Raw genomic sequence first — 26,947 nt, 5'->3', positions numbered from 1 at the left:
GGTACATCCCACCCGCAGAGGCTGAGGCAAACTACTACCGGCAACTCGCCAGTCAGACTGCCTTGACGGAAGCCTGACTTAACCCAACGGGCCTCCATGAAACCCGGGGCGCTTCAGGTCAATCGGTGGCGATTATCAACATGGCAGGGCGCAGACGCCTTGAAGCCCATCTTGATTGGCGGTGCCAACGATCCGTCGCACCATTTTGGTCAGTTCTTGTATTCGGTAGCCTTAATTGGCTGCGTCGTCCTGTTGACGCAAAGGAACATCCATATGTCGACGCTTGAACGCGCCATCGCTATCGCTGCTTCTGCGCACGCCGGTCAGACGGACAAGGGCGGTCAGCCATACATCCTGCATCCCCTCAGAGTGATGTTGCGATTGCAGTCGATGGACGAGCGAATCGTCGGGGTCCTTCACGATGTGGTCGAAGACACGCCGGTCACGATCGAACAGCTCCGGGAGCAGGGCTTTTCTGCTTGCGTGTTGACTGCGCTGGATGCGCTCACCAAGCGACCGGGCGAGACCCGACTCGACGCTGCGGCGCGTGCAGCAGCGCATCCGGTCGCTAGAGCGGTCAAGCTGGCCGACAACGCAGAGAACTCGGATTTGAGCCGCATCCCGAATCCGACAGACAAGGACTTGGAGCGTATGGAGGAGTACCGGCAGGTCAAGCAACTCCTCTTGCGCCACTCCGCTGCCTGATCCTGCGCAGATGCCGTGCTAAGTGGCGGTTTTGGGCGGTGCTCATGCCGCAGACACCAGATCCGAATTAGTTGGCGGTGCAGAACTTGCCACCGTCCACAGAGGTGGAAGGCATACGAATCCACACGGCGCCACTTGATCTGAATCTTGGAGCAGCAGCCGCCAACAATTGGTTGTGATTGGGTTAGAGTGCGGCCGAAACAGAGCCAAGAACCGCCGCGAATTGCTTTGTTTGGCGTTCCTCATATGCCGAACTTTTCAGAATTGAAGTGCTCGCACCTGCTCCGGCTCTGCAGTCGAACCAGTTCCTGCAGCTTCATCTTGACGGGACTCACCGAGCCTGGTGATGCACTTCCAGCGCACGTCGTCGCGGATGTTGTCTGCTTCTGTCTTGCACCCACGCCATGTCAGACCTCCGTCGATTCGATAACGACCAGATGTCGCGCCTCCTCGCAGGTACCTCGCTTCGCCAGGTGCGAGCACACCTGCAGTGCCGTTGCACGTCCCAGTCCTCATGATCAGGCCCGTGATCTGGGCGGCCGGCGGGGCTGCGTTGGCGTTGGCTTTGGCCCTGGCGGGGTGGCACTGGCTGGGCGCCCGGCCGCTGCCGACTGGGGTTGTACCGGCCGCATCGGCGCCGGGCAGCGGTCCGGCCGATCTGTCACCCATCGAGCGATCTCTCAGCCTCGCTGCTGCTGCAGCGTCAGCCTCGCAACAGCAGCCATCCAGCCCTGAGGCCGCCTCCGGGGCGAGTGGCTCGGCGGCAGGCATCGGCTCCGAGGGCTTCGGCCCGCATGTGCAGCGTGCCCTCGACAGCGGCGACCCGCGCCAGGCCCTGGATGCGGCGCGCTGGATCAACAGCTGCCGACCCGACATGGACGTCGAGTCCATGATCAATGGCAGCCATCCCAAGTACCGCCTTGTGCTTCCGGCCGACCAGCAGGCGTCGGTGATCACCAAGGAGCGCCAGAACCAGCGCCGCTGCCAGACCCTCACGCCCGATCTGATGGCTCAACAAAGCATGTTGGCCTTGCGTGCCCTGGACGCCAAGGTGCCTGGTGCCGGGCTGGTCTATTACAACGGCCTGAACCCCGAGGCCCGCAGCCCGGCCGAGCTGGAGCGCGCGCTGGAGGGCCTGCGCGTGGACGCGGCGCACGGGGAGGAAATGGCCGTGCCTTTGCTGGCGATTGGCAAGCTGGGCCAATCGCGTGTGGAGCAGTTGGCCTACACCAGGCTGATGAACCTGCTGATCCTGAAAGACGTCCTGCCGCCAACGGTCGGGCTGGAAATGCCGAAGCCGCCCGAGCCGCCGTATTCCCCGAAAGAGGAAGCGGATGCGGCAGCGCTGGTCAAGCGCTTGTGGCCGCGCCTCAAGCCGGCTGGATGAGGCAGGCCGCCTCAGCACCCCGCCGCTGCAGCGGCTCTGGTCTGTTCGGCGCGCTCCGCCGCGTACGTGCGGCTCGCCGCCAGCAGTGACAGCAGGTTGGGGTCGCGTTCGCGGGCCCGCAGGAAGGTCATCACGATGCGCTGGGGTGCGTGGTATGCCGGCTGCATCTCCAGCAGTTGCACGTCGCGCGGCAGCACGTCGCGCACACGGCCCGGCAGCAGGCTGCAGCCGATGCCGCCGCCGATCAGGTTCATCAGCGAAAAGATGTCGCCCGTCGAGATGGCGACATTCGGCGTGAAGCCGGCGCCTTGAAACGCCTCCACGAATCGCTGCCGCGTGACGAAGCCTTCGGTCAGGCTGACGAAGCGCACGTCCTTGCAGTCGCGCAGATCGACGGGCTCGTTCGCGGGGTAGTTCGCGCTGACGGGCGCTGCGAAGAAGATGTCATCCTCGAACAACAACTGGGATTCGAGGTCGGCGTCGTCGGTCTCGCCCATCAGCGCGGCATCAATCGCGCCGTCGCGCAGCTTGGTCAGCAAATCGGCATTCGAGGCCAGCACCAGCTCGGTCTGGATGTCGGGCATGCGCAACTTCAGGCCTTGGATCAGTGCCGGCACGGTGCGGCTGGTGAGCGAATACATCGAGCCGATGCGGATGCGGTCGGCCGCATAACCCGCGATTTCGCGCGTCGAGCGGATGCCCTCCGACATCGCGTGCAGCACTTCCGCAGCCACGTCGGCCAGGGCCAGCGCCGCATCGGTGGGCAAGAGGTTGCGTCCCTCCAGCCGGAACAAGGTGCAGCGCGTGCCCGACTCCAGCGAGTGCAGCGCGCGGTGCACGCTGACGGTGCTCACGCCCAGTCGCTCGGCCGTGCGGCCCAGGCTGCCGGCTTCCAGAAACGCCAGCAGGATCTCCAGCTTTCTGAAGCTGATGTCTTCGTCAATGTGGATCGGCACGGTCGCGCTCCCGGGGCTCATCAAAGGCTGCTCAAGCCCGTGATTGTGCGGCGGCATTCCGGGCGTGCTGTGCGTTTCATTCAGGGGGTGGGTGTGGTCGCAGGGGTTAACCCGCGATCGTTTCAGGCAGCGTAAACGTCGCATCAAGTGGTTGATTGAAGCCCTGCCGGGTGCCTTGTTACCGTTCATTTGTCCGAGATCCGGCGTGCTGCCCTGCGCAGACAACGACACCGGGCCACCACAACGAACGGAGACAAACATGCACTTCAACCGACGCACTTTCCTGCAGGGAACCGGCGCCACGGCCTTGGGTCTTGCGGCACCGCCGCTGCTGGCGCAAAGCCCCACGCAGCTCAAGATCTCGCACCAGTTCCCGAGTGGCAGCCTGACCGAAGGTGACTTCCGCGACCGCCTGTGCCGCAAGTTCGCGGCCGATGTGGCGAAGGCCACCAACGGCTCGCTCAGTGCGTCGGTGTATCCGGGCTCGTCGCTGATGAAGACCAACGCGCAGTTCTCGTCGATGCGCAAGGGCGCACTCGACATGACGCTGGTGCCGCTGTCGTATGCCGGCGGGGAAGTGTCTGAAACCAACATCGGCCTGATGCCGGCACTGGTGCCCAGCTACGAGCAGGGCGCGGCCTGGAAAACGGCCGAGGTGGGCAAGCTGCTCTCCAAGGTGCTGGACGACAAAGGCGTGGTCATCGTCAGCTGGGTCTGGCAGGCCGGTGGTGTGGCCAGCCGCCCGCGCGCGCTGCTGCAGCCGGAGGATGCCAAGGGCCTGAAGGTGCGTGGTGGCAGCCGCGAGATGGACATGATGCTCAAGCAGGCCGGCGCCTCCGTCATCTCGCTGCCGTCGAACGAAATTTACGCGGCCATGCAGACCGGCGCGATGGACGCCGCGATGACGTCGAGCACCAGCTTCATCTCCTTCAAGCTGGAGGAAATTGCCAAGCACCTGACGACCGGCCGCAGCCACACCTACTGGTTCATGTTCGAGCCGCTGATGATGTCCAAGGAGGTGTTCGCCAAGCTGACCAAGGCCCAGCAGGACGCGGTGATGGGCGTGGGCGCGCAGCTGGAAAAGTTTGCGCTCGACGCCGCCAAGGCCGACGACCGCCTGGCCGCCGAGGTGTACGCCAAGGCCGGCGCCAAGGTCTACGACATGGACGAGGCCACGCTCAAGAAGTGGCAGACCATCGCCCGTGAAACCGCCTGGAAGGACTTTGGCGACAAGAACGAATCGTGTGCTGCGCTGCTGAAGGCTGCGCAGAAGCTGCTATGAGCCACGGTGTCGTTTCCATGGTCGCGGTCGACGAGGTCGATCCGCACACGCCGGCGCTGCTGAAGCCGCTCGCCCACGGGCTCAACCTGCTCAACCGCGCCATGCTCGGCCTGGGCATGCTGGCGCTGCTGGCCGCCTCCCTGGTGCTGACCTACAGCGTGTTCTCGCGCTACTTCCTGAAGGCCTCGACCGACTGGCAGGACGAAGCCGCCGTGTTCTGCCTGGTGGGGGCCACCTTCCTGTGCAGCGCGTATGTGCAGTCGATCCGCGGGCACGTCGGCATCGAGGCCTTGTCGTCGATGCTGCCGGGCGTGCTGAACCGCCTTCGCCTGGTGGCGGTGGACCTGATGGGCACGCTGTTCTGCGGCTTCTTTGCCTGGAAGTCGTGGGCGCTGTTCCATGAGGCCTGGGTGGAAGGCCAGACGACGTCGTCGTCGTGGGCGCCTCCGCTGTGGATCCCTTACGGCCTGATGTTTGCCGGCATGTCGCTGCTCACGCTGCAGCTGGCCGTTCAACTCGCAGCCAGCCTCAACCGTGTTGCCAAAGGAGGCCAGCGATGAGTATGCTTGCCATGGGCCTGTTGTTCGGCCTGGTCACTCTGCTGTTCATGTTCTCGGGCGCACCGATCGCCTTTGCGCTGGGCAGTGTCGCGGTGCTCTTCATGGGCATCTTCATGCCGGCGTCTGCGCTGGACACCATCACCCAGAACGTCTACGAGGAGATGGCCAGCATCACGCTGCTGTCGATTCCGCTGTTCATCCTGAAAGGGGCGGCCATAGGCAAATCAAGGGCGGGCCAGGATTTGTACGCCGCGATGCACGTCTGGATGGGCCGCATTCCGGGCGGCCTGGGCATTGCCAACGTGTTCGCCTGCGCGCTGTTCGCGGCCATGGCGGGCTCCAGCCCGGCCACCTGCTCGGCCATCGGCAGCGCCGGTATTCCGGAGATGCGCAAGCGCGGCTATTCGCCGGGCTTTGCGGCCGGCATCATCGCGGCCGGCGGCACCTTGGGCATCTTGTTGCCGCCGTCGATCACGATGATCCTGTACGCCGTGGCTGCCGAGCAATCGCTGGGCCGCCTGTTCCTGGCGGGCATCTTCCCCGGCGTGCTGCTGGTGCTGCTGTTTGCGGGTTATGCGGCGTTCCGCTACAAGCGTGAGTTCAAGATGGCCGAGGCGGCCTACCTGTCGTCGGGCACGCACTCGTCGCTGCTGGAACGCGAAACCTTCTCCACCCGCGAGAAGTTCGAGATGCTGCCGCGCGTGGTGCCGTTCGTGCTGTTGCTGGTGGGTGTGATGGTGGCGCTGTACGGCGGCTTTGCCACGCCCAGCGAAACCGCAGGCCTGGGCGCACTGCTGGCGCTGGCGCTGATTGCCGGCATCTACGGCGTGTGGCGACCGAAGGACGTGAAGCCGATCCTGGCCTCGACGCTGAAAGAGTCGACCATGCTGATGATGATCATCGGCATGTCGCTGCTGTTCTCGTACGTGATGAGCTACCTGCACATCAGCCAGGCGACGGCCGAGTGGATCGTGGCCCTGCAGCTCTCGAAATGGGTGCTGCTGGCGGCGGTGCTGGTGATGGTCATCCTGCTGGGCTTCTTCCTGCCGCCGGTGAGCATCATCCTGATGACCGCACCGATCATCCTGCCGCCGCTGAAGGCTGCCGGCTTTGATCTGATCTGGTTCGGCGTGCTGATGACCATCGTGATGGAGACTGGCCTGATCCACCCGCCGGTGGGCCTGAACATCTTCGTCATCAAGAACATCGCGCCTGACATTCCGCTGAGCGACATCATCTGGGGCGTGCTGCCGTTCGTGGTGCTGATGCTGCTGTCGGTGGTGCTGATCTGCGTGTTCCCCGGCATCGCCACCGCGTTGCCTGACGCCGTGATGGGCGTGGTGGGTGCCAAGCCGTGAACGCGCCCACTGAGCCCCGCGACTGGGGCACGCGTGCGCAGCGCCGCAGCCAGCGGCAGGCCCGTGTCGCCATTGCGCTGGGCAGCGCACTGCGCGGCAAGCTGGTCAGCACCGACCAGGCCGTGGCCTTGCTGCATGCCGTGCTCGAGCCCTTCGACCGCGTCTGCCTGGAAGGCAACAACCAGAAGCAGGCCGACTTCCTGGCGCGCGCGCTGGTGCAACTCGATCCGCAGTGCGTGCATGACCTGCACATGGTGCAGTCGGTGCTCGCGCTGCCCGAGCACCTGGAAGTGTTCGAGCTCGGCATTGCGTCGAAGCTGGACTTCTCGTTCTCCGGCCCGCAAGCCGGTCGACTGGCCCAGCTGGTGGGGGCAGGGCGCTTGCAGATCGGCGCCATCCACACCTACCTGGAATTGTTCGCGCGCTACTTCGTCGACCTCACGCCGCAGGTCTCCTTGATTGCGGCGCACTCGGCCGATGCCCAGGGCAACCTCTACACCGGCCCGAACACCGAAGACACGCCGGCCATCGTCGAGGCGACGGCCTTCAGCGGTGGCATCGTGATCGCGCAGGTGAACGAGCTGGTCGACCAGGTGCCCCGCATCGACGTGCCTGCCGGCTGGGTCGATTACGTGATCGTGGCGCCCAAGCCCAACACCATCGAGCCGCTCTTCACGCGTGACCCGGCGCAGATCAGCGAGATCCAGGTGCTGATGGCCATGATGGCCATCAAGGGCATCTATGCCGAATACGGCGTGCAGCGACTGAACCACGGCATCGGCTTCGACACGGCGGCGATCGAGCTGCTGCTGCCCACCTATGCCGAGTCGCTCGGGCTCAAGGGCAAGATCTGCCAGCACTGGGCGCTGAACCCGCACCCCGCGTTGATTCCTGCGATCGAAGCCGGCTGGGTGCAGTCGGTGCATTCCTTCGGCTCCGAGCTGGGCATGGAGGACTACATCCGCGCCCGCTCCGATGTGTTCTTCACAGGCGCTGACGGCAGCCTGCGCAGCAACCGCGCGTTCTGCCAGGCGGCCGGGCACTACGCCTGTGATCTGTTCATCGGCTCGACCCTGCAGATGGACTTGCAGGGCAACAGCTCCACCGCTACGCTGGGCCGCATCGCGGGCTTTGGCGGCGCGCCCAACATGGGCGCCGATGCACGTGGCCGACGGCACGCCAGCGAGGCCTGGCTGAAGGCCGGTCGCGAAGCGCGCGCTGGCCGCACCGGCGCTGCCGGCACGCCGCGTGGCCAGAAGCTGGTGGTGCAGATGGTGGAGACCTTCCGCGAGCACATGCAGCCGGCGTTTGTTGAAACGCTGGATGCCTGGCAGCTGGCTGAGCAGGCCGGCATGGCCTTGCCGCCGATCATGATTTACGGCGACGACGTGACGCATGTGCTCACCGAAGAAGGCATCGCCAACCTGCTGCTGTGCCGCACCGACGAAGAGCGAGAACAGGCCATCCGCGGCGTGGCGGGCTACACCGCACTCGGCCTGGGCCGCGACCGCCGCATGGTGGAAAACCTGCGTGACCGCGGCGTGATTCGCCGTGCCGTTGACCTGGGCATCGACCCGCGCGACGCCACCCGCAACCTGCTGGCAGCGCGCAGCATGCGTGATCTGGTGCGCATTTCGGGCGGGCTCTATCAGCCCCCGAAGCGCTTCCGCAACTGGTAAGACCGGAGACAGTCGACATGAGCCTACATGCAGGCATCGAAACGCTGGACTTCAGCTTTGAAGGCCACCATGTCACCGGTCCGTTTCAAGCGGTGCTGGTGGGTGTGGTGGGGTCCGGCAACCTGGAGGTGATGCTGGAGCCGGGCACGCCGCCGGTCTGCCACGTTCACGTGGCAACCTCGGCCCACGGCTTTCGCCCGATCTGGCAAGCGGTGTTCGACGACTTCCACGCCCGCCATGCGCTGGCCGGCGTGCGCGTGTCGGTGAACGACATGGGCGCCACGCCCGCCGTGGTCAGCTTGCGGCTGGACCAGGCCGTGGCCGCCCTGAAAGCGGGGCTGCAGCCATGATCAGTTATGCCGAGTGTTCGGCCCGCGAGCGCATTGCGCGCCTGTTCGACGCCAACACCTTTCACGAATGGCTGCCGCCGTCCGAGCGCATCACCAGCCCGCACCTGGCCCAGCTGGGCGTGCCCTCGTCGTTTGACGATGGCGTGGCGATTGGCCGTGCCTTGCTCGGTGGCCGCACGGTGTTCGTGGCGGCCCAGGAAGGCGCCTTCATGGGCGGTGGCGTGGGCGAGGTGCACGGCGCCAAGCTCGTCGGCTTGCTGCGGCGCGCACAGCGTGACCGGCCTGACGCGGTACTGCTGCTGGTCGACTCCGGCGGTGTGCGTTTGCACGAGGCCAACGCCGGGTTGATCGCAGTGTCGGAAGTGATGCGTGCGGTGCTCGATGTGCGCGCTGCGGGCATCCCGGTGATCGTGCTGGTGGGCAGTGCCAACGGCTGCTTCGGTGGCATGGGCATCGTGGCGCGCTGCGCCGATCAGGTGCTGATGAGCGATGCCAGCCGGCTGGCGATGTCGGGGCCGGAGGTGATCGAGGCCTCGCACGGAGTTGACGAGTTTGATGCCCGCGACCGCGCCCTGGTGTGGCGCACCACCGGTGGCAAGCACCGCTGGATCACCGGCGACTGCGACGTGCTGCTGGACGACGACGTGGCCGCTTTCCGCGAGGCGGCGCTGGCAGCCTTGAATGGTTCGCGGCCAGTGAAGCCGGAGAGCCTCGAGGCCGAGCACCGGCAACTGGCCGCGCGTTGGGCGCTGCTGCCGGAGGCGCTGGACGGCGATGTGGAAGCCTTGACCTTGTGGCAGCGCCTCGGCGTGCCCAAGCCTGAAGAGGTGGCGTCCATGGATGTGCAGGCGCTACGTGCCCTGCGCACGGATTGAGGGGTTGGCGATGGACTGGAAAACACTGGCCGAGCGCTTGTTCGGCAGCGACCACGGGCTCACGGCCGAGGGCGATTTCATCACCGGCGATGTGCGCTTTGACGGCGCGCCGCTGAAGGTCATCGGCACCACCGGGCACGCGCCGATCGGGGTTCAGCTGGCGCTGGCGCAGGCCCGCGTGGTGCTCGACACCATCGAGCGCCAGCCCGGCTGCCCGATCCTGCTTTTGATTGATACGCAGGGCCAGCAACTGCGCCGGCGCGATGAGCTGCTGGGCATCAACCGCGCGATGGCGCACCTGGGCCTGTGCCTGGACCTGGCGCGCCGTCGCGGCCACCGCGTGATCGGCCTGGTGTATGACCAGGCGCTGTCGGGCGGCTTCATCACGTCGGGCTTGATCGCCGACGCCTGCTATGCGCTGCCTGAGGCGGAGATCCGCGTCATGCGCCTGCCGGCCATGGCGCGCATCACCAAGCTGAAGCCGGAGCTGCTGGAAGCGCTGTCGCAAGACAACCCGGTGTTCGCACCCGGCGTGGAAAACTATGTGGCGATGGGCGGCGTGCGCGCGCTGTGGCAGGGTGACTTGCCGCAGGCCTTGCGCGGTGCCCTGGCCGATGCGGCCACAGACGATCGCCGAGCCGCCGATGGTGCGGCGCGCGGTGGGCGCAACTTGGCCAGCGACGTGGCGCAGCGCGTGCTGGACGCAGCCTGAGAGGCGGACCATGCCCTTGCTCCGTCGCCATCAACTGGCCCACCTGGGCAGCGCCGCCTGGCGTGACATCTTGAGCGGCCCATGGGACGACGTGGCGCGAGCCTGCCTGCAGCACTGGGCCGACCATGCGCTGCCGCTGGTGGTGACGCGGCAATGCGCGCCGCACCCGCAGCGCGACGACGGCGTGGCGCTGGGCCTGTCGGCCCCCGCGCGCTGGGGCCGCCGGCCCTTGAGCTTGCGGGTGGCGCACAGCGGCATCTCGTGGCTGAGCGAATTCCCGCGGCTGCGCGCGGCCATCGGCGTGTGCCCGCGTGAGGCCCATGCGCCGCTGCGTGCACTGGAGGCGCGCCTGGCCAGCCTGGACGTGCGGGCGCATGTGTACGGCAGCGCCGGCTGGCAGCAACTGAGCGGCCTGCACTACGTGCATGAGCGCAGCGACATCGACCTGTGGCTGGCCGTGGACGGCACCGCGCAGGCCGATGACGCGGTGGCGGCGCTGCAGGCGTGTGCGTCGCCGGTGCGGATCGACGGCGAATTGATGTTCCCCGATGGCAGCGCGGTGGCCTGGCGCGAGTGGGCCGCCTGGCGCGCCGGGCGCTGCAGCGAGGTGCTGGTCAAGCGTCTGTATGGCAGCGTGCTGGCCTCTGATGCCGAGGTGCTGGCGAACGCCGGGTGGTGTGCGGCATGACGGCGCTGCTGAGCCGGCCTGGGCGTGTTGCCGCGGCGTTCTCGCCCGCCCACATCGGCCGCGCCGCCACGCTGGCCTTGCATGACGAACTGGCGCTGGCGCCGAAGCCCGGGCTGGTGTCGTTCGAAGACACCGGCAGCCATGACGACATGGACGCCCACACCTTCATGCGCAGCTTGCTGGCGCTGCGCAGCTACTTCACGCACATGGCCGAGCTGGGCGCAGCGTTTGCGCCGTTTGACGCGCTGGAGCGCAGCGGCATCGAGGCCGAGGCCCGCATGCTGGCGGCCACCGGCGGCATCAACACCCACCGTGGGGCGATCTTCATGCTGGGCCTGCTGTGCGCAGCGGCCGGTGCCACGCAGGCCGATGGTTTGGCCTTGAGTGCTGACCATTGGCGCGCGGCGCTGCAGCAGCATTGGGGCGCGGCGCTGCAGGCGCGGTGCGCGCGCGCATCGGTGTTGTCTGGTGGGCGGGCGGCGCGGCAATACGGGCTGCGCAGCGCATCGGAAGAGGCCGCGCTCGGCTTGCCGGTGTTATTTGAGTGCGCGGTGCCGGCCTGGCGTGCAGCGCAAGCCCGCGGCCTGAGCGGGCAGCGCCTGCAACTGCAGGTGTTCTTCCAGATCATGGCCGAGCTGGACGATTGCAACATCGCGCACCGGGGCGGCCTGGAAGGGCTGGCGTTTGCACGCACCGAGGCGCAACGCTTCCTGATGAACGGCGGGGCAACGCGCACCGAAGCACTGACTGACGCCCGCGAGATTCACGCAGCCTTCGTCGCACGGCGGCTGTCGCCGGGCGGCTGCGCCGACACGCTGTCGGCCGTCTGCCTGCTGCACCGGCTTGGCGCCCTGGGCTGAAACTGCACGCCATGCGCTGGGCACTCGTGTTTTCCGGACAGGGCTTGCAGCGCCCGGGCATGCTGCCGTGGTTGGCTGATGACTCGACCATGCAGGCGCTGGCAACACGCTGCGGTGCAGACTGGCGTGAGCGCTTGGCCGATCCAAGCCTGGCCGGCGACAACGTGCGCGCACAAGTGCTGCTGACCGCCACCGCCTGCGCCGCCTGGGCGCAACTGCAGCCGCTGCTGCCTGCGCCGCCCGACGTGGTGCTGGGCTACAGCGTGGGTGAGCTGGCGGCGTTCTCCGCAGCTGGCGTGTTCAGCGCACACACCGCCGTGGCGCTGGCCGCTGAGCGGGCGGCCTTCATGGACCAGGCCGCCGCCGGCATCGACACCGGTTTGCTCGGCATCACCGGCGCCGAGGCGGGCGGCATCGCGCAGCTGTGCCGCAGCTTCGATCTGGAAGTGGCGATTCGCATCAATGAAGGCGCGGGCCTGGTTGGCGGGCAGCGTGCTGATTTGCTGTCGGCCGCGGCTGAGGCCACCCGGCGAGGCTGGCGTTGCACGCCGCTGAACATTGCGGTGGCGTCGCACACCCGCTGGATGTTGCCGGCCGCCGAGGCCTTTGACCGGCACCTGGCGGGTGTGGTGATGCAGGCGCCCCATGCCGTGCTGTTCAGCCATGCGCTGGGCCGCATCCGCAACGCACAGAGTGCGCGCACCGCGCTGTCGCAGCAACTGGCCCAGACGGTGCGCTGGGACGAGGCCATGGACGCAATGGCCGCCCAGGGCGTGCAGGTCGTGCTCGAGATCGGCCCCGGCCAGGCCCTGGCGCGCATGTGGCAAGAGCGTGACCCCCGCCACATCGCCCGGTCGGTTGACGAGTTCAAGTCAGCGTCGGCGATTGCGGCGTGGCTGGCGCGACAGGTGGATTGAGGTCTGGCTGTGTTCATGGACACGCCTCGGCGTCAAACCGTGGCGGGCAACGGCGGGGGTGTTCAGTCAGGTATCGGCGTTCGTGGCGCGGGCGGGGCTACATTGCGCTGCCGTGCTTCCTTGCCGTTCCGCGCCATGACTACGCCCACCCCCCTCATCGCCCTGCATGGCCCGACCGACCGCACCCTGGGGCGCGACGACCTGGCGGCCTGCCTGCCCGTGCCGGTGGGCCACACCTTGACCATCAGCCGCTGCCGGCTCGACGGCGAAGACCTGTCTGGCCTGGATGCCCGCGGTGTGCATTTCGTGGATTGCAGCCTGCAGTCCACCCGCTGGGCCAAGGCCAATCTGGCCGAGTCGATGTGGCAAGGCTGCAAGGCCGGGCAAGCCGACTTCCGGCAGGTGGACCTCACCGATGCCCGCTTCGTGCAGTGCGACCTGAACAACACCAGCTGGTTGCGCGCCAAGCTGGCCGCCACCCGCTTCGAGGCCAGCAAGTTGACGGGCGCCGGTTTTGGCGGCGCCGAGACCCTGGGCCTGGTCTTCGTGGAATGCCTGCTGGTGGGGGCCGACCTGCGCGGCCTGTCGTTCCGCAAGCAGCGCCTGGAGCAGTTGCAGATGGCCGATGCGGATGTGTCGGGCTGCGACTTCCGCGATGCGGTGTTCAAGGGCGGCAGCTTGCGCAATGCCCACCTGAAGAACGCGCAGTTCGCCGGCGCCGATGTGCGCTCCGTGGACCTGGGCGGCCTGAGCCTGAATGACCTGGTCCAGTCCTTCAAGGGCGCTGTCATCTCCCACGATCAGGCGGCCACGCTGGTCGAGGCGCTGGGCGTGCGGGTGGGCTGATGCGGCGCGGCTGAACACCGGCACATCAAAAGGCAGCAAAATCGCCCCCGCATGCAACATCTTCCTGCCCACGCTTCGGCACTCTTGCCGGCCTTCCAGCCCGTTCTACGCGGCGCCGCCTGGCTGTGCCTGAGCGCGGCGCTGGTGTTGGCTGGCTGCAGTTCCACACCGGTGGGCAGTGGCGGCTCGTCGCCCCGACCGGTGGTGTCTGCTCCCGCCGGGCGGGATGGCCCCCCGACAGACGTGGCGCTGGCGGACGTGGCGCGCACGCCCGATGCCGAGCCCAAGGTCGAGCCGATTCGCGCGGGTGGCCCGAACAAGCCTTACGAAGTGCTGGGCCAGACCTATGTGCCGATGACGGCGGACGAGCCGCTCACCGAGCGCGGGCTGGCGTCCTGGTATGGCCGCAAGTTTCATGGCCGCCGCACCGCCAGCGGTGAAACCTACAACATGCTGGCCATGACGGCGGCGCACAAGACCATGCCCATCCCCAGCTTTGCCCGGGTGCGCAACCCGGCCAATGGCCGCGAGGTGATCGTGCGGGTGAATGACCGCGGGCCCTTTTCCGAGCAGCGGGTGATCGATCTGTCTTATGCCGCGGCGGTGCGGCTGGGTGTGCAGAACGGCGTGGCTCCGGTGGAGGTTCAGCGGCTGACGCATGACGAGATCCGCGCCGGCCTGGGCGCGCGCCCGATGCCGGAGCCGGCGCCTGCGGAACCCGAAACCAGGATGGCGGCTGTCAGCGCGCCGGCGCCCAAGGTGGCTGCGGCTGCCCCAGCGCCCACCGCGCGGCCCCTTCCCGCGCCTGTGCCCCTGCCCGCCGTGAGCAACCCGACACCCGCACCCGGGGCGCCCGTTGCCCGGGCCCACACCACCGCGTCGGTCGGTTTCTGGCTGCAGCTTGGCGCATTCGGCAAGGGCGACGGCGCCTACTCCTTCCAGCAGCGGGTGGCCAATGAGCTGGACTGGCTGGCGCCGCTGATGACGGTGTTTGCTGAAGGGGGCATGCATCGCCTGCAGGCGGGCCCGTGGCCCACGCGTGAGCAGGCCCGGGAAGCAGCCGACAAGGTCCGCGGTGCGCTGCAACTCGTGCCCGTGCTGATTGAGCGCCGTTGATCGGGCGCCGCTGTTCGGGCCGTGCGGCCCCGCGTTTTGTCGCCGGATGATGCAGTCTGTCAGTCTCTTCCCGCGCCAGATCGCTTTGCCCACACCCCCGCTGAAGACCGTGCGTACAGTGCGCAGCATGGCCTTCCGGCCGTTTCCAGCGTGAGATCAGCACCATGAGCACACCCAACACCCCCACCTCCGAATGGCGTCAGAACTGGCAGTCCTTCTCGGCTGCCGCCGTTCGTGGTTTCCACGCCTACGGGGCCTGGCTGGCTGGCATCAGCTGGAAGCGCTTCGTGGTGCTGTCGGTGCTGCTGGTGATCGTGGTGAACATCGTCCAGAGCCTGCCGCCGTTCAGCTGGACCTTCACCGAAGCCATCGTCTCGACACCCGACTCGCCGGCGCCGCCCAAGACGCCCGCTCCGCCCCCCGCCCGCAAGATCATCATCGACAAGCCGGGACTGACCGGTGGCAAGGAGGGGGTGGACATCTCCATCGACGAGAACGGCGTGCGCATCCAGAAGCGCCCGGCACGCACCGCCGAAGCCGCTGCCAGTGCCGCCTCCGGCGTGGCTGGTGCGGCCTCCGGTGTGGCGTCCGCGGTGGGTGATGGCGCCAGCGTGTCGATCGGGCCGCAATCGGTCGAGATCTCGGCGGGTGACCAGCAAGTCCGCATCAACCTGCCGCCGGGTGCTGCTGCAGACGATGTCCGCGAAGCCGTGGAAGAAGCCAAGCAGGCCATCGTTGACGCCATCGAGGAGGCCCGCACGGCCCAGGTCGAGGCGATGCAGGAGGCTGCCAAGCCGGAAAGCCGCATCGAGCACCATACCGTCCGCTACGGCGAGTTCCTGACGGACCTGGCACTGCTGTGGATCGTGGCCTCTGCCATCGTCAAGATCACCTACAAGGGCCGCATCCAGGCCGAAGTGAAGGCCGCCCAGGCGACCGAAACCGCCGAAGCCGAATCACTGCGCCGGCAGGTGGTGGAGGCCCGCATGGCCGCCATGCAGGCCCAGGTGGAGCCGCACTTCCTGTTCAACACGCTGGCCTCGATCGATCACCTGATCGAGACCGACCCGCCGCGCGCCAGCCAGATGCAGAAGAACCTGATCGCGCTGCTGCGGGCCAGCATGCCGACGATGCGCGAAACCTCCGACGGCGGCCCGCGTGACCTGGCGCGCGAGCTGGCGGTTGTCCGGCCCTATGTGGAAATTCTCAAGGTGCGCATGGAAGAGCGGCTCGATGCGCACATCGATGTGCCTGACGGCCTGGCCTCGGCGGAATTCCCGGCCATGATGATCCAGACGCTGGTGGAAAACGCGATCCGCCACGGCCTGGAGCCCAAGGCCGAAGGCGGGCAGTTGCGTGTCAAGGCCGAGATCGTGCACGGCAAGCTGGCGGTCTCGGTGGCTGATACCGGCGTGGGCTTCGGCAACGCGGCCACCTCGGGCACCGGCGTCGGCCTGGCCAACATCCGTGAGCGTCTGCAGATGCTTTACGGCACTGCCGCCTCGCTCACCGTGCTGGCCAACACGCCCAGCGGCACCGTGGTGACCGTGACCGTGCCTTACCGCACCGTGGCCGGCGCCGCCCCAGCCACCAACCCCACTGCCTGATCGAGCAGCCACCTCCGTCAGCATCTCGCATAGCATTCAGCCATGACCACTGCATCCACTCCCCGAAGCGGCGCACCCCGTGCCGTGCTGGCCGACGATGAACGCCTGATGCGCGAGCAGCTTCGTGCGCGCCTCACCGAGGCCTGGCCCGAACTCGAGATCGTCGCCGAAGCCCGCAACGGTACCGAGGCGGTGGAGCTGGTGGAGCAGCATCGGCCGGACGTGGTCTTCCTCGACATCCGCATGCCCGGCATGACGGGCGTGGACGCGGCGCGCCAGATTGCCCAGATGGACGTGGGTGACGACGGCGTGTTGCCCGAGATCGTGTTCATCACGGCCTACGACCAGTACGCCGTGGAAGCCTTCGAACAAGGCGCCGCCGACTATGTGCTCAAGCCCGCCGAGCGCGAGCGGCTGAAGGTCACCGTCGAGCGCATCCGCAAGCGCCTGGCTGATCGCCAGGGTGAAGCGGGCGATGCGGGGGAAGGCGCGGGCCAGGCCGCGCCACCGCTGCAGCAGTTGCTGCATCGCCTGAGTGGCCAGCTGGGTGGCCTGGGTGTGGCTGGCGTGCAGGCCAAGCCGGCTTACCTGCAGTGGATCCAGGCCACGGTGGGCCAGGCCATCCAGATGATTCCGGTGGACGAGGTGCTCTTCTTCATCAGCGATGAAAAGTACACCCGCGTGCAGACCGCCACCGTCGAGGCACTGATCCGCAAGCCCATCAAGGAGCTGGTGGACGAGATCGACCCGCAGCGCTTCTGGCAGATCCACCGCTCGACGCTGGTTGCGGTGAATGCCATCGCCGGCGTGACGCGTGATTTCCGTGGCCGGCAGATCGTGGCCGTGAAGGGCCACACGCAGAAGCTGGAAGTCAGCCGCAGCTACGCGCATCTCTTCAAGGGGATGTGAGCCGCGCGGCCGGCGCACACCTCGCCGGCTGTTCTTGCGATGTACCGGGTGCGGCAGGGAGAATCCGCCCATGACCGCGCCCGACCTCTTCCAGCCTCTGCCCGTTCCCGCCAGCCTGCTTGGTGAATCGCCGTTCTGGCACCCCACCGAGCGCGCGCTGTACTGGTGCGACATCCCGGGCAAGCAACTGAACTGGTACCAGCCCCACACCGGCCAGCACCGGCACTGGTCGTTCGAGACCGAGCCTTGCAGCTGCGCGCCCCTGATGGACGGCGACCTGGTGCTGGCCATGCGCGACGGCTTGTGGCGCTTCAGCCCGGCCACCGGCAAGCGCCAGCGCCTGGCATCGCCGCCTTACGAGCCGGCAAAAGAGCGCTTCAACGACGGCAAGGCCGATGCCCGGGGCCGCTTCTGGGTCGGCACCATCTATGAGCCGCGCGACCCCGCGCTGGCGGCGCTGTATCGCTGGTCTGACGGAGAGTTGTCGCGCCAAGCTGACGGCATCACGGTCAGCAATGGTCTGGCCTGGAGCCCGGACGGCCGCACCCAGTACTGGAGCGATACCAAGGCGCACACCATCTATGCCTTCGACGCCGACCCGGCCACGGGCGAAGTGAGCGGTCGACGCGTTTTCGCCACATTCCCGGTGAAGCAGGCCGGGCAAGACCTTTCGACCTACGCCGGCCGGCCTGACGGCGCCGCGGTGGACAGCGAAGGCTGCTACTGGACGGCCATGTTCGAGGGGCGTCGCCTGCTGCGGCTGTCACCGGCCGGCGAGGTGTTGCAAACCGTGCACCTGCCGGTTCAATGCGCGACCATGCCGTGCTTCGGCGGCGACGATCTGCGCACCTTGTATGTCACCACCGCCCGCGAAAACCGTCCTGCGGCTGAGCTGGCCGAGCAGCCTTGGGCGGGCCAGGTGTTGCAGATGCGCGTCAGCGTGCCGGGCCTGCCGGTCAACTTCGTCCATGCGTGAAACTGCGTAGTAACCGCAATTGAGCGAGCGCGCAACCCTCGGGCGTCGCGCAGGGGCATCTAGGGCGAACAAGGGTTTGCCCATATAATCCCGAGGCTTTGCTGCTCACGCTGAAGGATTGGTTCCATGACAGACCGACGCGAAACACGCCCGTCTGCCTGGGATGACACTCAAGATGAGGCTGCAGAAGAAGACATCAAGGCCCTGACCCGCGAAGAGGTGCAGGCACTGGTGTCGAAGCACCCGCCGATGTCGCCATGGCGGGTGGTTGCGGTTCAGGCTGCAATCGGCGCGGTGGTGGTTGCCTTGACGTGGCTGCTCACCGAAGGACAGGGGTTTGTGTGGTCAGCGTTGTATGGCGCTGCCACCGTGGTCTTTCCCAGCGCCTTGATGGCACGGGGTGTAGGCCGACAAGCTCCCGGCATGAAGGCTGGCGCCTACGTCGTCAGTTTCATGTTGTGGGAGTTTGGAAAAATTGCGCTCTCGGTGGCCATGCTCGCGCTGGCCCCGAAGCTGGTGCCCGATCTGAGCTGGACTGCGTTGCTGGTCTCGCTCGTGTTGGGCCTGAAGGCAAGTTGGCTGGCGTTGCTGATGCAACGGTGGTCCAGGTAAACGGTTAGAGACGAGACACAAACAATGTCGAGCGAAATTGCTAGCGAGTCGCACGGTCCAAGCGCCGGTGAGTACATCACCCACCACCTGCAGCATCTGCAGAAGGACTTCTCGTTTCAGAGCGTGAAGCAGACGTCGATCATCGACTTCAGCTTGTTCAATCTGGATTCGGTGGTCTTCTCGGTGGTGCTCGGCGCCCTGGGTTGCTTCTTCCTGTGGCTGGCTGCCCGCAAGGCCACGTCGGGCGTTCCGGGTCGCTTCCAGGCGGCCGTGGAAATCCTGGCTGAGCTGGTCGACAACCAGGCCAAGGGCGTGATCCACAACGCCACCAGCCGCAAGCTGGTTGCACCGCTCGCCCTGACGGTGTTCGTCTGGATCTTCGCGATGAACGCGATGGACATGCTGCCGGTCGACGCACTGCCTGCCGCCTGGGGCATGGTCTACGAAGCGGCTGGCCACGACGCTCACCACGCCTACCTGCGCGTGGTGCCGTCGGCTGACCTGTCCACCACGCTGGGTCTGTCGACCAGCGTGCTGCTGATCTGCCTGTTCTACAACATCAAGATCAAGGGCCTGGGCGGCTGGGGTCATGAGTTGATCTCTGCCCCGTTCGGCGCTCACCCCGCCCTGTGGCCGTTCAACTTCCTCATGCAAATGATCGAGTTCCTGGCCAAGACCGTCTCGCACGGCATGCGGCTGTTCGGCAACATGTTCGCCGGCGAACTCGTGTTCATGCTGATCGCGCTGATGGGCGGCGCGTTCACGCTGTCGGTTTCTGGTGTCGGCCTGGCCATCGGTCATGTCGTCGCCGGCACTGTGTGGACCCTGTTCCACATTCTGGTGATCACGCTGCAGGCATTCATCTTCATGATGCTGACGCTGATCTATGTTGGTCAGGCGCACGACGCTCACTGATCTCTTTTTTCTCTCCCCTCTCTCTCATCTAAATCCTCTAGGAGTCATCATGGAAAACATCCTCGGTCTCGTCGCACTGGCTTGTGGTCTGATTGTTGGTCTGGGCGCTATCGGCGCTTCGATCGGTATCGCTCTGATGGGCGGCAAGTTCCTGGAATCGTCGGCTCGCCAGCCTGAGCTGATGAACGAACTGCAAACCAAGATGTTCATTCTGGCCGGTCTGATCGACGCTGCCTTCCTGATCGGCGTTGCCATCGCCCTGCTGTTCGCCTTCGCCAACCCGTTCGCCGCAACCCTGCTGGCCAACCTGCCGAAGTAATCGCTGCCTCCCTTTCACGACCGAAAGGATTGAGCCGTGAATATCAACGCCACTCTGATCCTCCAGGCGATCGTTTTTGCGATCCTGGTCTGGTTCACGATGCGCTTCGTCTGGCCGCCTATCACCAAGGCACTGGATGAACGCGCGCTGAAGATCGCCGACGGCCTGGCTGCGGCTGACCGTGCCAAGTCTGACCTGGCAACCGCCAACAAGCGTGTGGAAGAGCAACTTGCGCAAACGCGCGAGGAATCGACCAAGCGTTTGGCTGACGCCGAAAAGCGTGCACAAACCATCGTCGACGAAGCCCGCGTGCGGGCCAACGACGAAGCTGCCAAGATCATCGCAGCGGCCAAGGCCGATGCTGATCAGCAGGTGGTTCGTGCCCGTGAAGCGCTGCGCGAAGAAGTCGCTGCGCTGGCCGTCAAGGGCGCTGAGAGCATCCTGCGTCGCGAAGTCAACGCCGGCGTTCACGCCGAGTTGCTGACCCGCCTGAAGACGGAGCTCTGACCATGGCTGAGCTTGCCACCATCGCACGTCCCTACGCGGAAGCCCTGTTCCAGGTCGCCCGCAAGGCGGACGTCCAGGGTTGGGCGCGTCAGATCGACGCGCTCGGCGTGATTGCGCAAGACGCGCAACTGCGCCAGTTTGCAGACGACCCCAAGGTTCGTCCGGAAGCTGTCCTCGACGTCATCACCGCTGCGCACAAGGGTGACCTCATCGAAGGCGTGCGCAATTTTGTGCACCTGCTGATCGAGAACGGTCGTCTGACGGCGCTGCCCGAGGTGGCTGCGCAGTTCCGTGCGCTGGTCAATGCCGAAGGCGGTGTGTCTGATGCGCTGATCGAGAGCGCGTTCCCGATCGAGGCAGCCCAGCTGTCCGAGATCGTGGCCGCCCTCGAAAAGCGTTTCGGCTGCAAGCTGTCGGCCAGCGTCACGCTGGACCCCGAACTGATCGGGGGCATCCGGGTGACGGTGGGCGACGAGGTGCTGGACACCTCGGTCAAGGCTCGTCTGGAACAGATGAAGGTCTCGCTCACCGCCTGAACGTCGCCCGACCCCGTGTCCGTGTCTGCCTGCAGACACGACCGGGGACCCAGGCGCCCCGCAATGAATCGTCCCTGCGTCATCCCGCCGTTCACCTCGTTGAGGTTTGTGCCGGGCCGCCGACCAGATTGGGAGTACCGCAATGCAACTGAATCCCGCTGAAATTTCAGAACTGATCAAGAGCCGCATCGAGGGCCTCGGCGCCTCGACGGACATTCGCAACCAGGGCACCGTGGTCTCCGTGACCGACGGTATCGTCCGCGTGCACGGCCTGTCCGATGCCATGCAGGGCGAAATGCTCGAGTTCCCCGCCGGCAAGGACGGTCAACCGTCGTTCGGCCTGGCCCTGAACCTCGAGCGCGACTCTGTCGGCGCCGTGATTCTGGGCGAATACGAACACATCTCCGAAGGCGACACCGTGAAGTGCACGGGCCGCATTCTGGAAGTGCCGGTCGGCCCCGAGCTGATCGGTCGCGTCGTCAACGCGCTGGGCCAGCCTATCGACGGCAAGGGCCCGATCAACGCCAAGATGACCGACGTGATCGAAAAGGTCGCTCCGGGCGTTATCGCACGTAAGTCCGTCGACCAGCCGGTGCAGACCGGTCTGAAGTCGATCGACTCGATGGTGCCCGTCGGCCGTGGCCAGCGCGAGCTGATCATCGGCGACCGCCAGACCGGCAAGACCGCCGTGGCGATCGACGCGATCATCAACCAGAAGGGTCAGAACATGACCTGCATCTACGTTGCGATCGGCCAGAAGGCTTCGTCGATCAAGAACGTGGTGCGCGCTCTGGAACAAGCTGGCGCGATGGAATACACCATCGTCGTGGCTGCTTCGGCTTCGGAATCGGCCGCCATGCAGTACGTCTCGGCGTACTCCGGCTGCACGATGGGTGAGTACTTCCGTGACCGCGGCCAAGACGCCCTGATCGTGTATGACGACCTGTCCAAGCAGGCCGTGGCCTACCGTCAAGTCTCGCTGCTGCTGCGTCGCCCGCCGGGCCGCGAAGCTTTCCCTGGCGACGTGTTCTATCTCCACAGCCGCCTGCTGGAACGCGCAGCCCGCGTGAACGCCGACTACGTCGAAGCCTTCACCAAGGGTGAAGTCAAGGGCAAGACCGGCTCGCTGACCGCGCTGCCCGTGATCGAAACCCAGGCCGGTGACGTTTCCGCTTTCGTTCCGACCAACGTGATCTCGATCACCGACGGCCAGATCTTCCTGGAAACCAGCCTGTTCAACGCCGGCATCCGCCCCGCCATCAACGCCGGTATCTCGGTGTCGCGCGTCGGTGGTGCTGCACAGACCAAGCTGATCAAGTCGCTGTCCGGCGGTATCCGTACCGACCTGGCCCAGTACCGTGAACTGGCTGCGTTCGCGCAGTTCGCTTCCGACCTGGACGAGGCCACCCGCAAGCAGCTGGACCGTGGCGCACGCGTCACCGAACTGCTGAAGCAGGCTCAGTACTCGCCGCTGCCGATCTCGCTGATGGGCGCCACGCTGTACGCCGTCAACAAGGGCTACTTCGACGACATCGACACCAAGAAGGTCTTGGCGTTCGAACATGGTCTGCACCAGTTCCTGAAGAGCAGCCACGCTGCCCTGCTTGCAAAGCTGGAAGCTGAAAAGGCCATGGACAAGGTTGCCGAGGAAGAACTGGCTGGCGCGATCGTCGCGTTCAAGAAGTCCTTCGCCTGATTCCATGACACCCCAGGGACAGTACTGACACCCCTCACGGGCCAAGCAGCACTGTCCCCCCAGACCAGGAGAAAAAGTCATGGCAGTCGGAAAGGAAATCCGCGGCAAGATCAAATCGGTGGAGAACACCAGGAAGATCACCAAGGCCATGGAAATGGTCGCCGCCTCCAAGATGCGCAAGGCGCAGGAGCGGATGCGCAATGCGCGTCCGTACAGCGACAAGATCCGCAACATCACCGCCAACCTGTCGCAGGCCAACCCTGAGTACCAGTCGCCCTACATGCGTTCCGACGCCAAGTCGGGTGTGGCTGGTTTCGTGGTTGTCACCACCGACAAGGGCCTGTGCGGTGGTCTGAACACCAACGTCTTGCGTGCTGTCACGAACAAGATGAAGGACGTGCAGACCGCAGGCAAGCAGGTTCAGGCTGTGGCCATCGGCTCGAAGGGCTTCGGCTTCTTGAACCGCATTGGCGCGAAGGTCGTTTCGCAGGCCATCGGCCTGGGTGACGCCCCGCAGATCGACAAGCTGATCGGCCCGGTCAAGGTCATGCTTGACGCCTTCGTCGCAGGTGAAGTGGACTCGGTGTACCTGTGCTACACCAAGTTCATCAACACGATGAAGCAGGAGCCGGTGGTGGAACAGCTGCTGCCTCTGGCCGCCGACAAGCTGTCGCAGTCCGAAGCCGAGAAGTCGGCCTACGGCTGGGACTACCTGTACGAGCCAGAAGCAGGCGTGGTCATCGAAGAGCTGCTCACGCGTTACATCGAAGCGCTGGTCTACCAGGCAGTCGCCGAGAACATGGCGTCCGAGCAATCGGCACGCATGGTGGCGATGAAGGCCGCGACCGACAACGCAGGTACGCTGATCGGTGAGCTCAAGCTCATCTACAACAAGACCCGCCAGGCCGCGATCACGAAGGAACTCTCCGAGATCGTCAGCGGCGCCGCCGCGATCAGTGGTTGATCGGCACGAAGCCGCTCAACCTGCGAACGAATCGAATCAAGATTGAAGGACCGAAAAATGTCGAACTCTCAAGCCCAAGGCAAGATCGTTCAGTGCATCGGCGCCGTGGTGGACGTGGAATTCCCGCGTAACCAGATGCCCCGGGTGTACGACGCCCTGAAGATGGAAGGCTCCGCGCTGACCCTGGAAGTGCAACAGCAGTTGGGTGACGGCATCGTCCGTACCATCGCGCTGGGCTCCTCCGACGGCCTGCGTCGCGGCCTGACCGTGACCAACACCGGCGCTGCCATTCACGTGCCGGTTGGCAAGGCTACCCTCGGCCGCATCATGGACGTGCTGGGCACGCCCATCGACGAACGTGGCCCCGTGGACCAGGCCCTGACGGCTTCGATCCACCGCAAGGCTCCGTCGTATGACGAGCTGAGCCCGTCGCAAGAACTGCTGGAAACCGGCATCAAGGTGATCGACCTGATCTGCCCGTTCGCCAAGGGCGGCAAGGTGGGTCTGTTCGGTGGCGCCGGCGTGGGCAAGACCGTGAACATGATGGAACTCATCAACAACATCGCCAAGGCCCACAGCGGTCTGTCGGTGTTCGCTGGTGTGGGCGAGCGTACCCGTGAGGGCAACGACTTCTATCACGAGATGGCCGACTCCGGCGTGGTGAACCTCGAGAAGCTCGAAGAGTCGAAGGTCGCCATGGTCTACGGTCAGATGAACGAGCCGCCGGGCAACCGTCTGCGCGTCGCCCTGACCGGCCTGACCATCGCCGAGTCGTTCCGCGACGAAGGCAAGGACGTGCTGTTCTTCGTGGACAACATCTACCGCTACACCCTGGCCGGTACCGAAGTGTCCGCACTGCTGGGCCGTATGCCTTCCGCCGTGGGCTATCAGCCGACGCTGGCTGAAGAAATGGGCCGTCTGCAAGAGCGGATCACGTCGACCAAGGTCGGCTCGATCACCTCGATCCAGGCCGTGTACGTCCCTGCGGACGACTTGACCGACCCGTCGCCTGCCACGACCTTCGCCCACTTGGACGCCACCGTGGTGCTGTCGCGTGACATCGCTTCGCTGGGTATCTACCCGGCTGTTGACCCGCTCGACTCGACCTCGCGTCAGATCGATCCGAACGTCATCGGCGAAGAGCACTACAACACGACCCGTGCCGTGCAGGCCACCCTGCAGCGTTACAAGGAACTGCGCGACATCATCGCCATTCTGGGCATGGACGAACTGTCGCCGGAAGACAAGCTGTCGGTCGCTCGCGCCCGTAAGATCCAGCGTTTCCTGTCGCAGCCGTTCCACGTGGCAGAAGTCTTCACCGGCTCGCCGGGCAAGTACGTGCCGCTGAAGGAAACCATCCGTGGTTTCAAGATGATCGTGGCTGGCGAATGTGACCACCTGCCCGAGCAGGCGTTCTACATGGTCGGCACCATCGACGAGGCGTTCGAGAAGGCCAAGAAGATGCAGTGAGGCGTGTCGGGGTGAGTTCTCACCCCGCCCCTGACTGATCTTTTTGAATCTTCTTCAACCCCACTGGAAAGACCGAGCATGGCAACCATCCACGTTGACGTTGTCTCCGCCGAAGAGTCCATCTTTTCGGGCGAGGCGAAATTCGTCGCGCTGCCGGGCGAAAACGGCGAACTGGGCATTCTGCCCAAGCACACGCCGCTGATCACCCGCATCAAGCCGGGCGCGGTGCGCATCGAGCGTGCAGACGGTGAGGAAGAGTTTGTCTTCGTCGCCGGCGGCATTCTTGAAGTGCAACCGGGTACGGTGACCGTGCTGGCCGACACCGCCATTCGCGGCCGTGACCTGGACGAGGCCAAGGCTTCGGAAGCCAAGGCACTGGCTGCGGAAGCGATGAAGAACGCCAAGAGCGACATCGACTTCGCGGCCGCTCAAGGCGAATTCGCCACGATGGCCGCCCAGCTGGCCGCCATCCAGAAGCTGCGCCAGCGCCGCTGAACCAGTTGTTTCGGGGTGGTCGACGGGCCACTTCGATGCAGACCAACCCGCCCTGCGCCTCGGCGCACGGCGGGTTTTTTATTGCCTGAACAGGGGTGGTGCCCGGGCGATGTCGATGTTCGCGGTGGCGGCGCTCAGCGCAGGTCCACGCTGTTCGACAGCTCATTCCTCGGCGCACTGCCCTCGGCCGCCGGGAAATGCTGCCGCAGCAAGTCGCCCACCAGGCTCACGCATTGCTGCAGGCCACCCTCAAAATCACCGGCCCGACAGGCCGGCGCCAGCAGGGCCACCATCGCTTGCCATTCCGCCGCCGGCACCTTCCGCGCGAGGCCACGGTCCGCCACGATCTCGATCGAGCGCTCGGCCAGCAGCAGGTAGATCAGCACGCCGTTGTTGTGCTCGGTGTCCCAGACATTCAACTTGCCGAACAGCGCGATGGCCCGGGCACGCGCACTGGCGCGTCGCCACAGGTAGCTCAGCGGCAGGCCGGCTTCGACGCTGACGCGCAACTCGCCGGTATGTTGGTGCTCACTGGCGTGAATGGCTGCTTCCAGCCGCGCGAGCGCGTCATCAGGCAAAGCGCGGGCGACGTCGCGTTCATCACACCAGCGGTGGCGCAGCAGTCGCCACACGCGTGAGCCAGAAACGGGTTGAAGAGGCATCACCAGTCTCCCGAGGCGCCGCCGCCGCCAAAGTCGCCACCGCCGCCGGACGAAAAACCACCGCCCCCGCCGCCGCCACCCCAGCCGCCGCCGCCACCTCCACCACCCCAGATGACCGGCCCACCACCGAGGTGCGAGCCACGCGAGCTGAAACCTCGGCTGCCGCTGCTGCGCCGGCTGGCGCCGATGCCCAGCACGCCCACCAGAATGAGCGCGAACACCCCGGCCCCCACGCCCACCAGCGTGCTGCCCGTCACAACGCACGCAATCGCACCTGCCGCACCACCAGTGCCCAAGGAGCCCAGCACGCGGCCCAGGATGCCGGTCAACACCGCCCCGATCACGGGCACGCCAATCAGCAGGAACATGGCGTACTGCTCCCAGCCCGGGTCGCTGTAGCCCTGCTGAGCGCTGTTCGGTGTGGCTGCCGGCACCGGCAGGCTTTCGCCCCGAAGTCGCTTGGCCAGCTGGTCGACGGCCTGGTTCAGGCCGCCGGCGTAGTCGCCTTGCCGGAAGGCCGGCTTGATGGCCCGCTCAATCACCTGGCTGGCCGCCAGATCGGGCACGGCGCCTTCCAGCGCCTTGGCCACCTCGATGCGCACCTTCCGGTCGTCTTTCGCCACGACGATCAACAGCCCGTCGCCCACGGCCTTGCGGCCGATCTTCCACTGGTCGGCCACCCGGTAGGCGTAGCTGGTGATGTCCTCGGGCTGGGTGCTCGGCACCATCAGCACCACGACCTGCGAGCCGATTTCTGACTCAACGCCGGCGAGCTTGGCCTCCAGCGCCTTCAGTTGCACCGGGCTGAGCGTGGCACTGAGGTCGGTCACCCGCGCATTCAGCGGGGGCACCGCCACCAGCCCCTCCTGGGCCACCGCTGGCAGGGCACTGCACAGCAGGGCCATGGCGGCCAGCAGGGGCAGCATCAACCAGGCAGCCAGGGCGCGAGGCCAGGCTGCGTGGGCGGTCAGTGTGGCCCGCATGGTGG

General features: G+C 66.0%; 29 protein-coding genes. 26 read left to right on the top strand and 3 right to left on the bottom strand.

All coding sequences use genetic code 11. The annotated features are described in order from the left end of the window. Positions 1-159 precede the first annotated feature (159 nt). Both AACH00_RS05350 and AACH00_RS05345 read left to right on the top strand, forming a co-directional pair. Positions 160-705, top strand: coding sequence for an HD domain-containing protein (locus AACH00_RS05350; protein ID WP_341398052.1), 546 nt, complete (start codon positions 160-162; stop codon positions 703-705). 514 nt (positions 706-1,219) lie between these two features. After that, complete coding sequence (locus AACH00_RS05345; protein ID WP_341398051.1) at positions 1,220-2,092, top strand: hypothetical protein; 873 nt, start codon at positions 1,220-1,222, stop codon at positions 2,090-2,092. Between the two features lie 11 nt (positions 2,093-2,103). On the opposite strand, the gene AACH00_RS05340 is transcribed toward AACH00_RS05345, so the two are convergent. Next, positions 2,104-3,048 (bottom strand): LysR family transcriptional regulator, encoded by a 945-nt coding sequence (locus AACH00_RS05340; protein ID WP_341398050.1) that lies wholly within the window; start codon positions 3,046-3,048, stop codon positions 2,104-2,106. Positions 3,049-3,307: 259 nt separating this feature from the next. Between AACH00_RS05340 and dctP the strand changes: the two genes are divergently transcribed. The 24 genes from dctP (at position 3,308) to AACH00_RS05220 (ending at position 25,297) form a co-directional block, all read left to right on the top strand. Continuing rightward, a complete protein-coding gene (dctP, locus tag AACH00_RS05335) occupies positions 3,308-4,330 on the top strand; it encodes a TRAP transporter substrate-binding protein DctP (protein ID WP_341398049.1) in 1,023 nt (340 codons plus the stop codon). Then, positions 4,327-4,890: a TRAP transporter small permease gene (locus AACH00_RS05330; protein WP_423221898.1), complete on the top strand. Its 564-nt coding sequence runs from the start codon at positions 4,327-4,329 to the stop codon at positions 4,888-4,890. Before dctP ends, AACH00_RS05330 begins: the two co-directional genes overlap by 4 nt. Further along, positions 4,887-6,248, top strand: a complete 1,362-nt coding sequence (locus tag AACH00_RS05325) for a TRAP transporter large permease (protein ID WP_341398048.1) — start codon at positions 4,887-4,889, stop codon at positions 6,246-6,248. Before AACH00_RS05330 ends, AACH00_RS05325 begins: the two co-directional genes overlap by 4 nt. Next, entirely contained in the window at positions 6,245-7,927 is a 1,683-nt protein-coding gene (gene mdcA / locus AACH00_RS05320; RefSeq protein ID WP_341398047.1) for a malonate decarboxylase subunit alpha, read from the top strand. The genes AACH00_RS05325 and mdcA overlap by 4 nt, the downstream gene beginning before the upstream one ends. 17 nt (positions 7,928-7,944) lie before the next feature. Further along, positions 7,945-8,277, top strand: coding sequence for a malonate decarboxylase acyl carrier protein (mdcC, locus tag AACH00_RS05315; RefSeq protein ID WP_341398046.1), 333 nt, complete (start codon positions 7,945-7,947; stop codon positions 8,275-8,277). Further along, positions 8,274-9,152: a biotin-independent malonate decarboxylase subunit beta gene (locus AACH00_RS05310; RefSeq protein ID WP_341398045.1), complete on the top strand. Its 879-nt coding sequence runs from the start codon at positions 8,274-8,276 to the stop codon at positions 9,150-9,152. The genes mdcC and AACH00_RS05310 overlap by 4 nt, the downstream gene beginning before the upstream one ends. Before the next feature lie 10 nt (positions 9,153-9,162). Further along, positions 9,163-9,864: a biotin-independent malonate decarboxylase subunit gamma gene (gene mdcE / locus AACH00_RS05305; protein ID WP_341398044.1), complete on the top strand. Its 702-nt coding sequence runs from the start codon at positions 9,163-9,165 to the stop codon at positions 9,862-9,864. Between the two features lie 10 nt (positions 9,865-9,874). Then, complete coding sequence (mdcG, locus tag AACH00_RS05300) at positions 9,875-10,552, top strand: malonate decarboxylase holo-[acyl-carrier-protein] synthase (protein ID WP_341398043.1); 678 nt, start codon at positions 9,875-9,877, stop codon at positions 10,550-10,552. Further along, positions 10,549-11,412: a triphosphoribosyl-dephospho-CoA synthase gene (locus AACH00_RS05295; protein WP_341398042.1), complete on the top strand. Its 864-nt coding sequence runs from the start codon at positions 10,549-10,551 to the stop codon at positions 11,410-11,412. Before mdcG ends, AACH00_RS05295 begins: the two co-directional genes overlap by 4 nt. A gap of 11 nt (positions 11,413-11,423) precedes the next feature. Beyond that, the gene (locus AACH00_RS05290; RefSeq protein ID WP_341398041.1) at positions 11,424-12,329 is read left to right on the top strand and encodes an ACP S-malonyltransferase; all 906 of its coding nucleotides are present in this window, start codon (positions 11,424-11,426) and stop codon (positions 12,327-12,329) included. A gap of 135 nt (positions 12,330-12,464) precedes the next feature. Beyond that, positions 12,465-13,175: a pentapeptide repeat-containing protein gene (locus AACH00_RS05285; RefSeq protein ID WP_341398040.1), complete on the top strand. Its 711-nt coding sequence runs from the start codon at positions 12,465-12,467 to the stop codon at positions 13,173-13,175. Positions 13,176-13,226: 51 nt separating this feature from the next. Then, positions 13,227-14,291, top strand: coding sequence for a septal ring lytic transglycosylase RlpA family protein (locus AACH00_RS05280; protein WP_341398039.1), 1,065 nt, complete (start codon positions 13,227-13,229; stop codon positions 14,289-14,291). 164 nt (positions 14,292-14,455) lie between these two features. Beyond that, positions 14,456-15,898, top strand: coding sequence for a histidine kinase (locus AACH00_RS05275; protein WP_341398038.1), 1,443 nt, complete (start codon positions 14,456-14,458; stop codon positions 15,896-15,898). Between the two features lie 42 nt (positions 15,899-15,940). Beyond that, a complete protein-coding gene (locus tag AACH00_RS05270; RefSeq protein ID WP_341398037.1) occupies positions 15,941-16,807 on the top strand; it encodes a LytR/AlgR family response regulator transcription factor in 867 nt (288 codons plus the stop codon). Between the two features lie 70 nt (positions 16,808-16,877). Next, positions 16,878-17,783: an SMP-30/gluconolactonase/LRE family protein gene (locus AACH00_RS05265; RefSeq protein WP_341398036.1), complete on the top strand. Its 906-nt coding sequence runs from the start codon at positions 16,878-16,880 to the stop codon at positions 17,781-17,783. A gap of 126 nt (positions 17,784-17,909) precedes the next feature. Beyond that, positions 17,910-18,395: an ATP synthase subunit I gene (locus AACH00_RS05260; RefSeq protein ID WP_341398035.1), complete on the top strand. Its 486-nt coding sequence runs from the start codon at positions 17,910-17,912 to the stop codon at positions 18,393-18,395. 24 nt (positions 18,396-18,419) lie between these two features. Beyond that, a complete protein-coding gene (atpB, locus tag AACH00_RS05255; protein WP_341398034.1) occupies positions 18,420-19,310 on the top strand; it encodes a F0F1 ATP synthase subunit A in 891 nt (296 codons plus the stop codon). Positions 19,311-19,359: 49 nt separating this feature from the next. After that, the gene (atpE, locus tag AACH00_RS05250; RefSeq protein ID WP_341398033.1) at positions 19,360-19,629 is read left to right on the top strand and encodes a F0F1 ATP synthase subunit C; all 270 of its coding nucleotides are present in this window, start codon (positions 19,360-19,362) and stop codon (positions 19,627-19,629) included. A gap of 36 nt (positions 19,630-19,665) precedes the next feature. Continuing rightward, the gene (locus AACH00_RS05245) at positions 19,666-20,136 is read left to right on the top strand and encodes a F0F1 ATP synthase subunit B (protein ID WP_341398032.1); all 471 of its coding nucleotides are present in this window, start codon (positions 19,666-19,668) and stop codon (positions 20,134-20,136) included. Between the two features lie 2 nt (positions 20,137-20,138). Then, on the top strand, positions 20,139-20,672 hold the full coding sequence (locus AACH00_RS05240; RefSeq protein WP_341398031.1) for a F0F1 ATP synthase subunit delta: 534 nt from the start codon (positions 20,139-20,141) through the stop codon (positions 20,670-20,672). A gap of 142 nt (positions 20,673-20,814) precedes the next feature. Then, complete coding sequence (atpA, locus tag AACH00_RS05235; protein ID WP_341398030.1) at positions 20,815-22,368, top strand: F0F1 ATP synthase subunit alpha; 1,554 nt, start codon at positions 20,815-20,817, stop codon at positions 22,366-22,368. Between the two features lie 79 nt (positions 22,369-22,447). Continuing rightward, positions 22,448-23,332 carry a F0F1 ATP synthase subunit gamma gene (gene atpG, locus AACH00_RS05230; RefSeq protein ID WP_341398029.1) on the top strand — a complete coding sequence of 295 codons (885 nt, stop codon included), beginning with the start codon at positions 22,448-22,450 and terminating at the stop codon, positions 23,330-23,332. A gap of 57 nt (positions 23,333-23,389) precedes the next feature. Next, the gene (gene atpD / locus AACH00_RS05225; RefSeq protein WP_341398028.1) at positions 23,390-24,802 is read left to right on the top strand and encodes a F0F1 ATP synthase subunit beta; all 1,413 of its coding nucleotides are present in this window, start codon (positions 23,390-23,392) and stop codon (positions 24,800-24,802) included. A 78-nt stretch (positions 24,803-24,880) separates the two neighbouring features. Next, on the top strand, positions 24,881-25,297 hold the full coding sequence (locus AACH00_RS05220; RefSeq protein ID WP_341398027.1) for a F0F1 ATP synthase subunit epsilon: 417 nt from the start codon (positions 24,881-24,883) through the stop codon (positions 25,295-25,297). A gap of 134 nt (positions 25,298-25,431) precedes the next feature. Here the strand turns inward: AACH00_RS05220 and AACH00_RS05215 are convergent, their stop codons facing one another. Then, entirely contained in the window at positions 25,432-25,959 is a 528-nt protein-coding gene (locus AACH00_RS05215; RefSeq protein WP_341398026.1) for a TPM domain-containing protein, read from the bottom strand. Next, the gene (locus AACH00_RS05210; RefSeq protein WP_341398025.1) at positions 25,959-26,942 is read right to left on the bottom strand and encodes a TPM domain-containing protein; all 984 of its coding nucleotides are present in this window, start codon (positions 26,940-26,942) and stop codon (positions 25,959-25,961) included. Before AACH00_RS05210 ends, AACH00_RS05215 begins: the two co-directional genes overlap by 1 nt. Between the last annotated feature and the right edge of the window lie 5 nt (positions 26,943-26,947).

Source organism: Ideonella margarita (assembly GCF_038066635.1).
Taxonomy (GTDB): Bacteria; Pseudomonadota; Gammaproteobacteria; order Burkholderiales; family Burkholderiaceae_C; genus Ideonella; species Ideonella margarita.
This window is presented reverse-complemented; position numbering and strand designations above follow the sequence as displayed.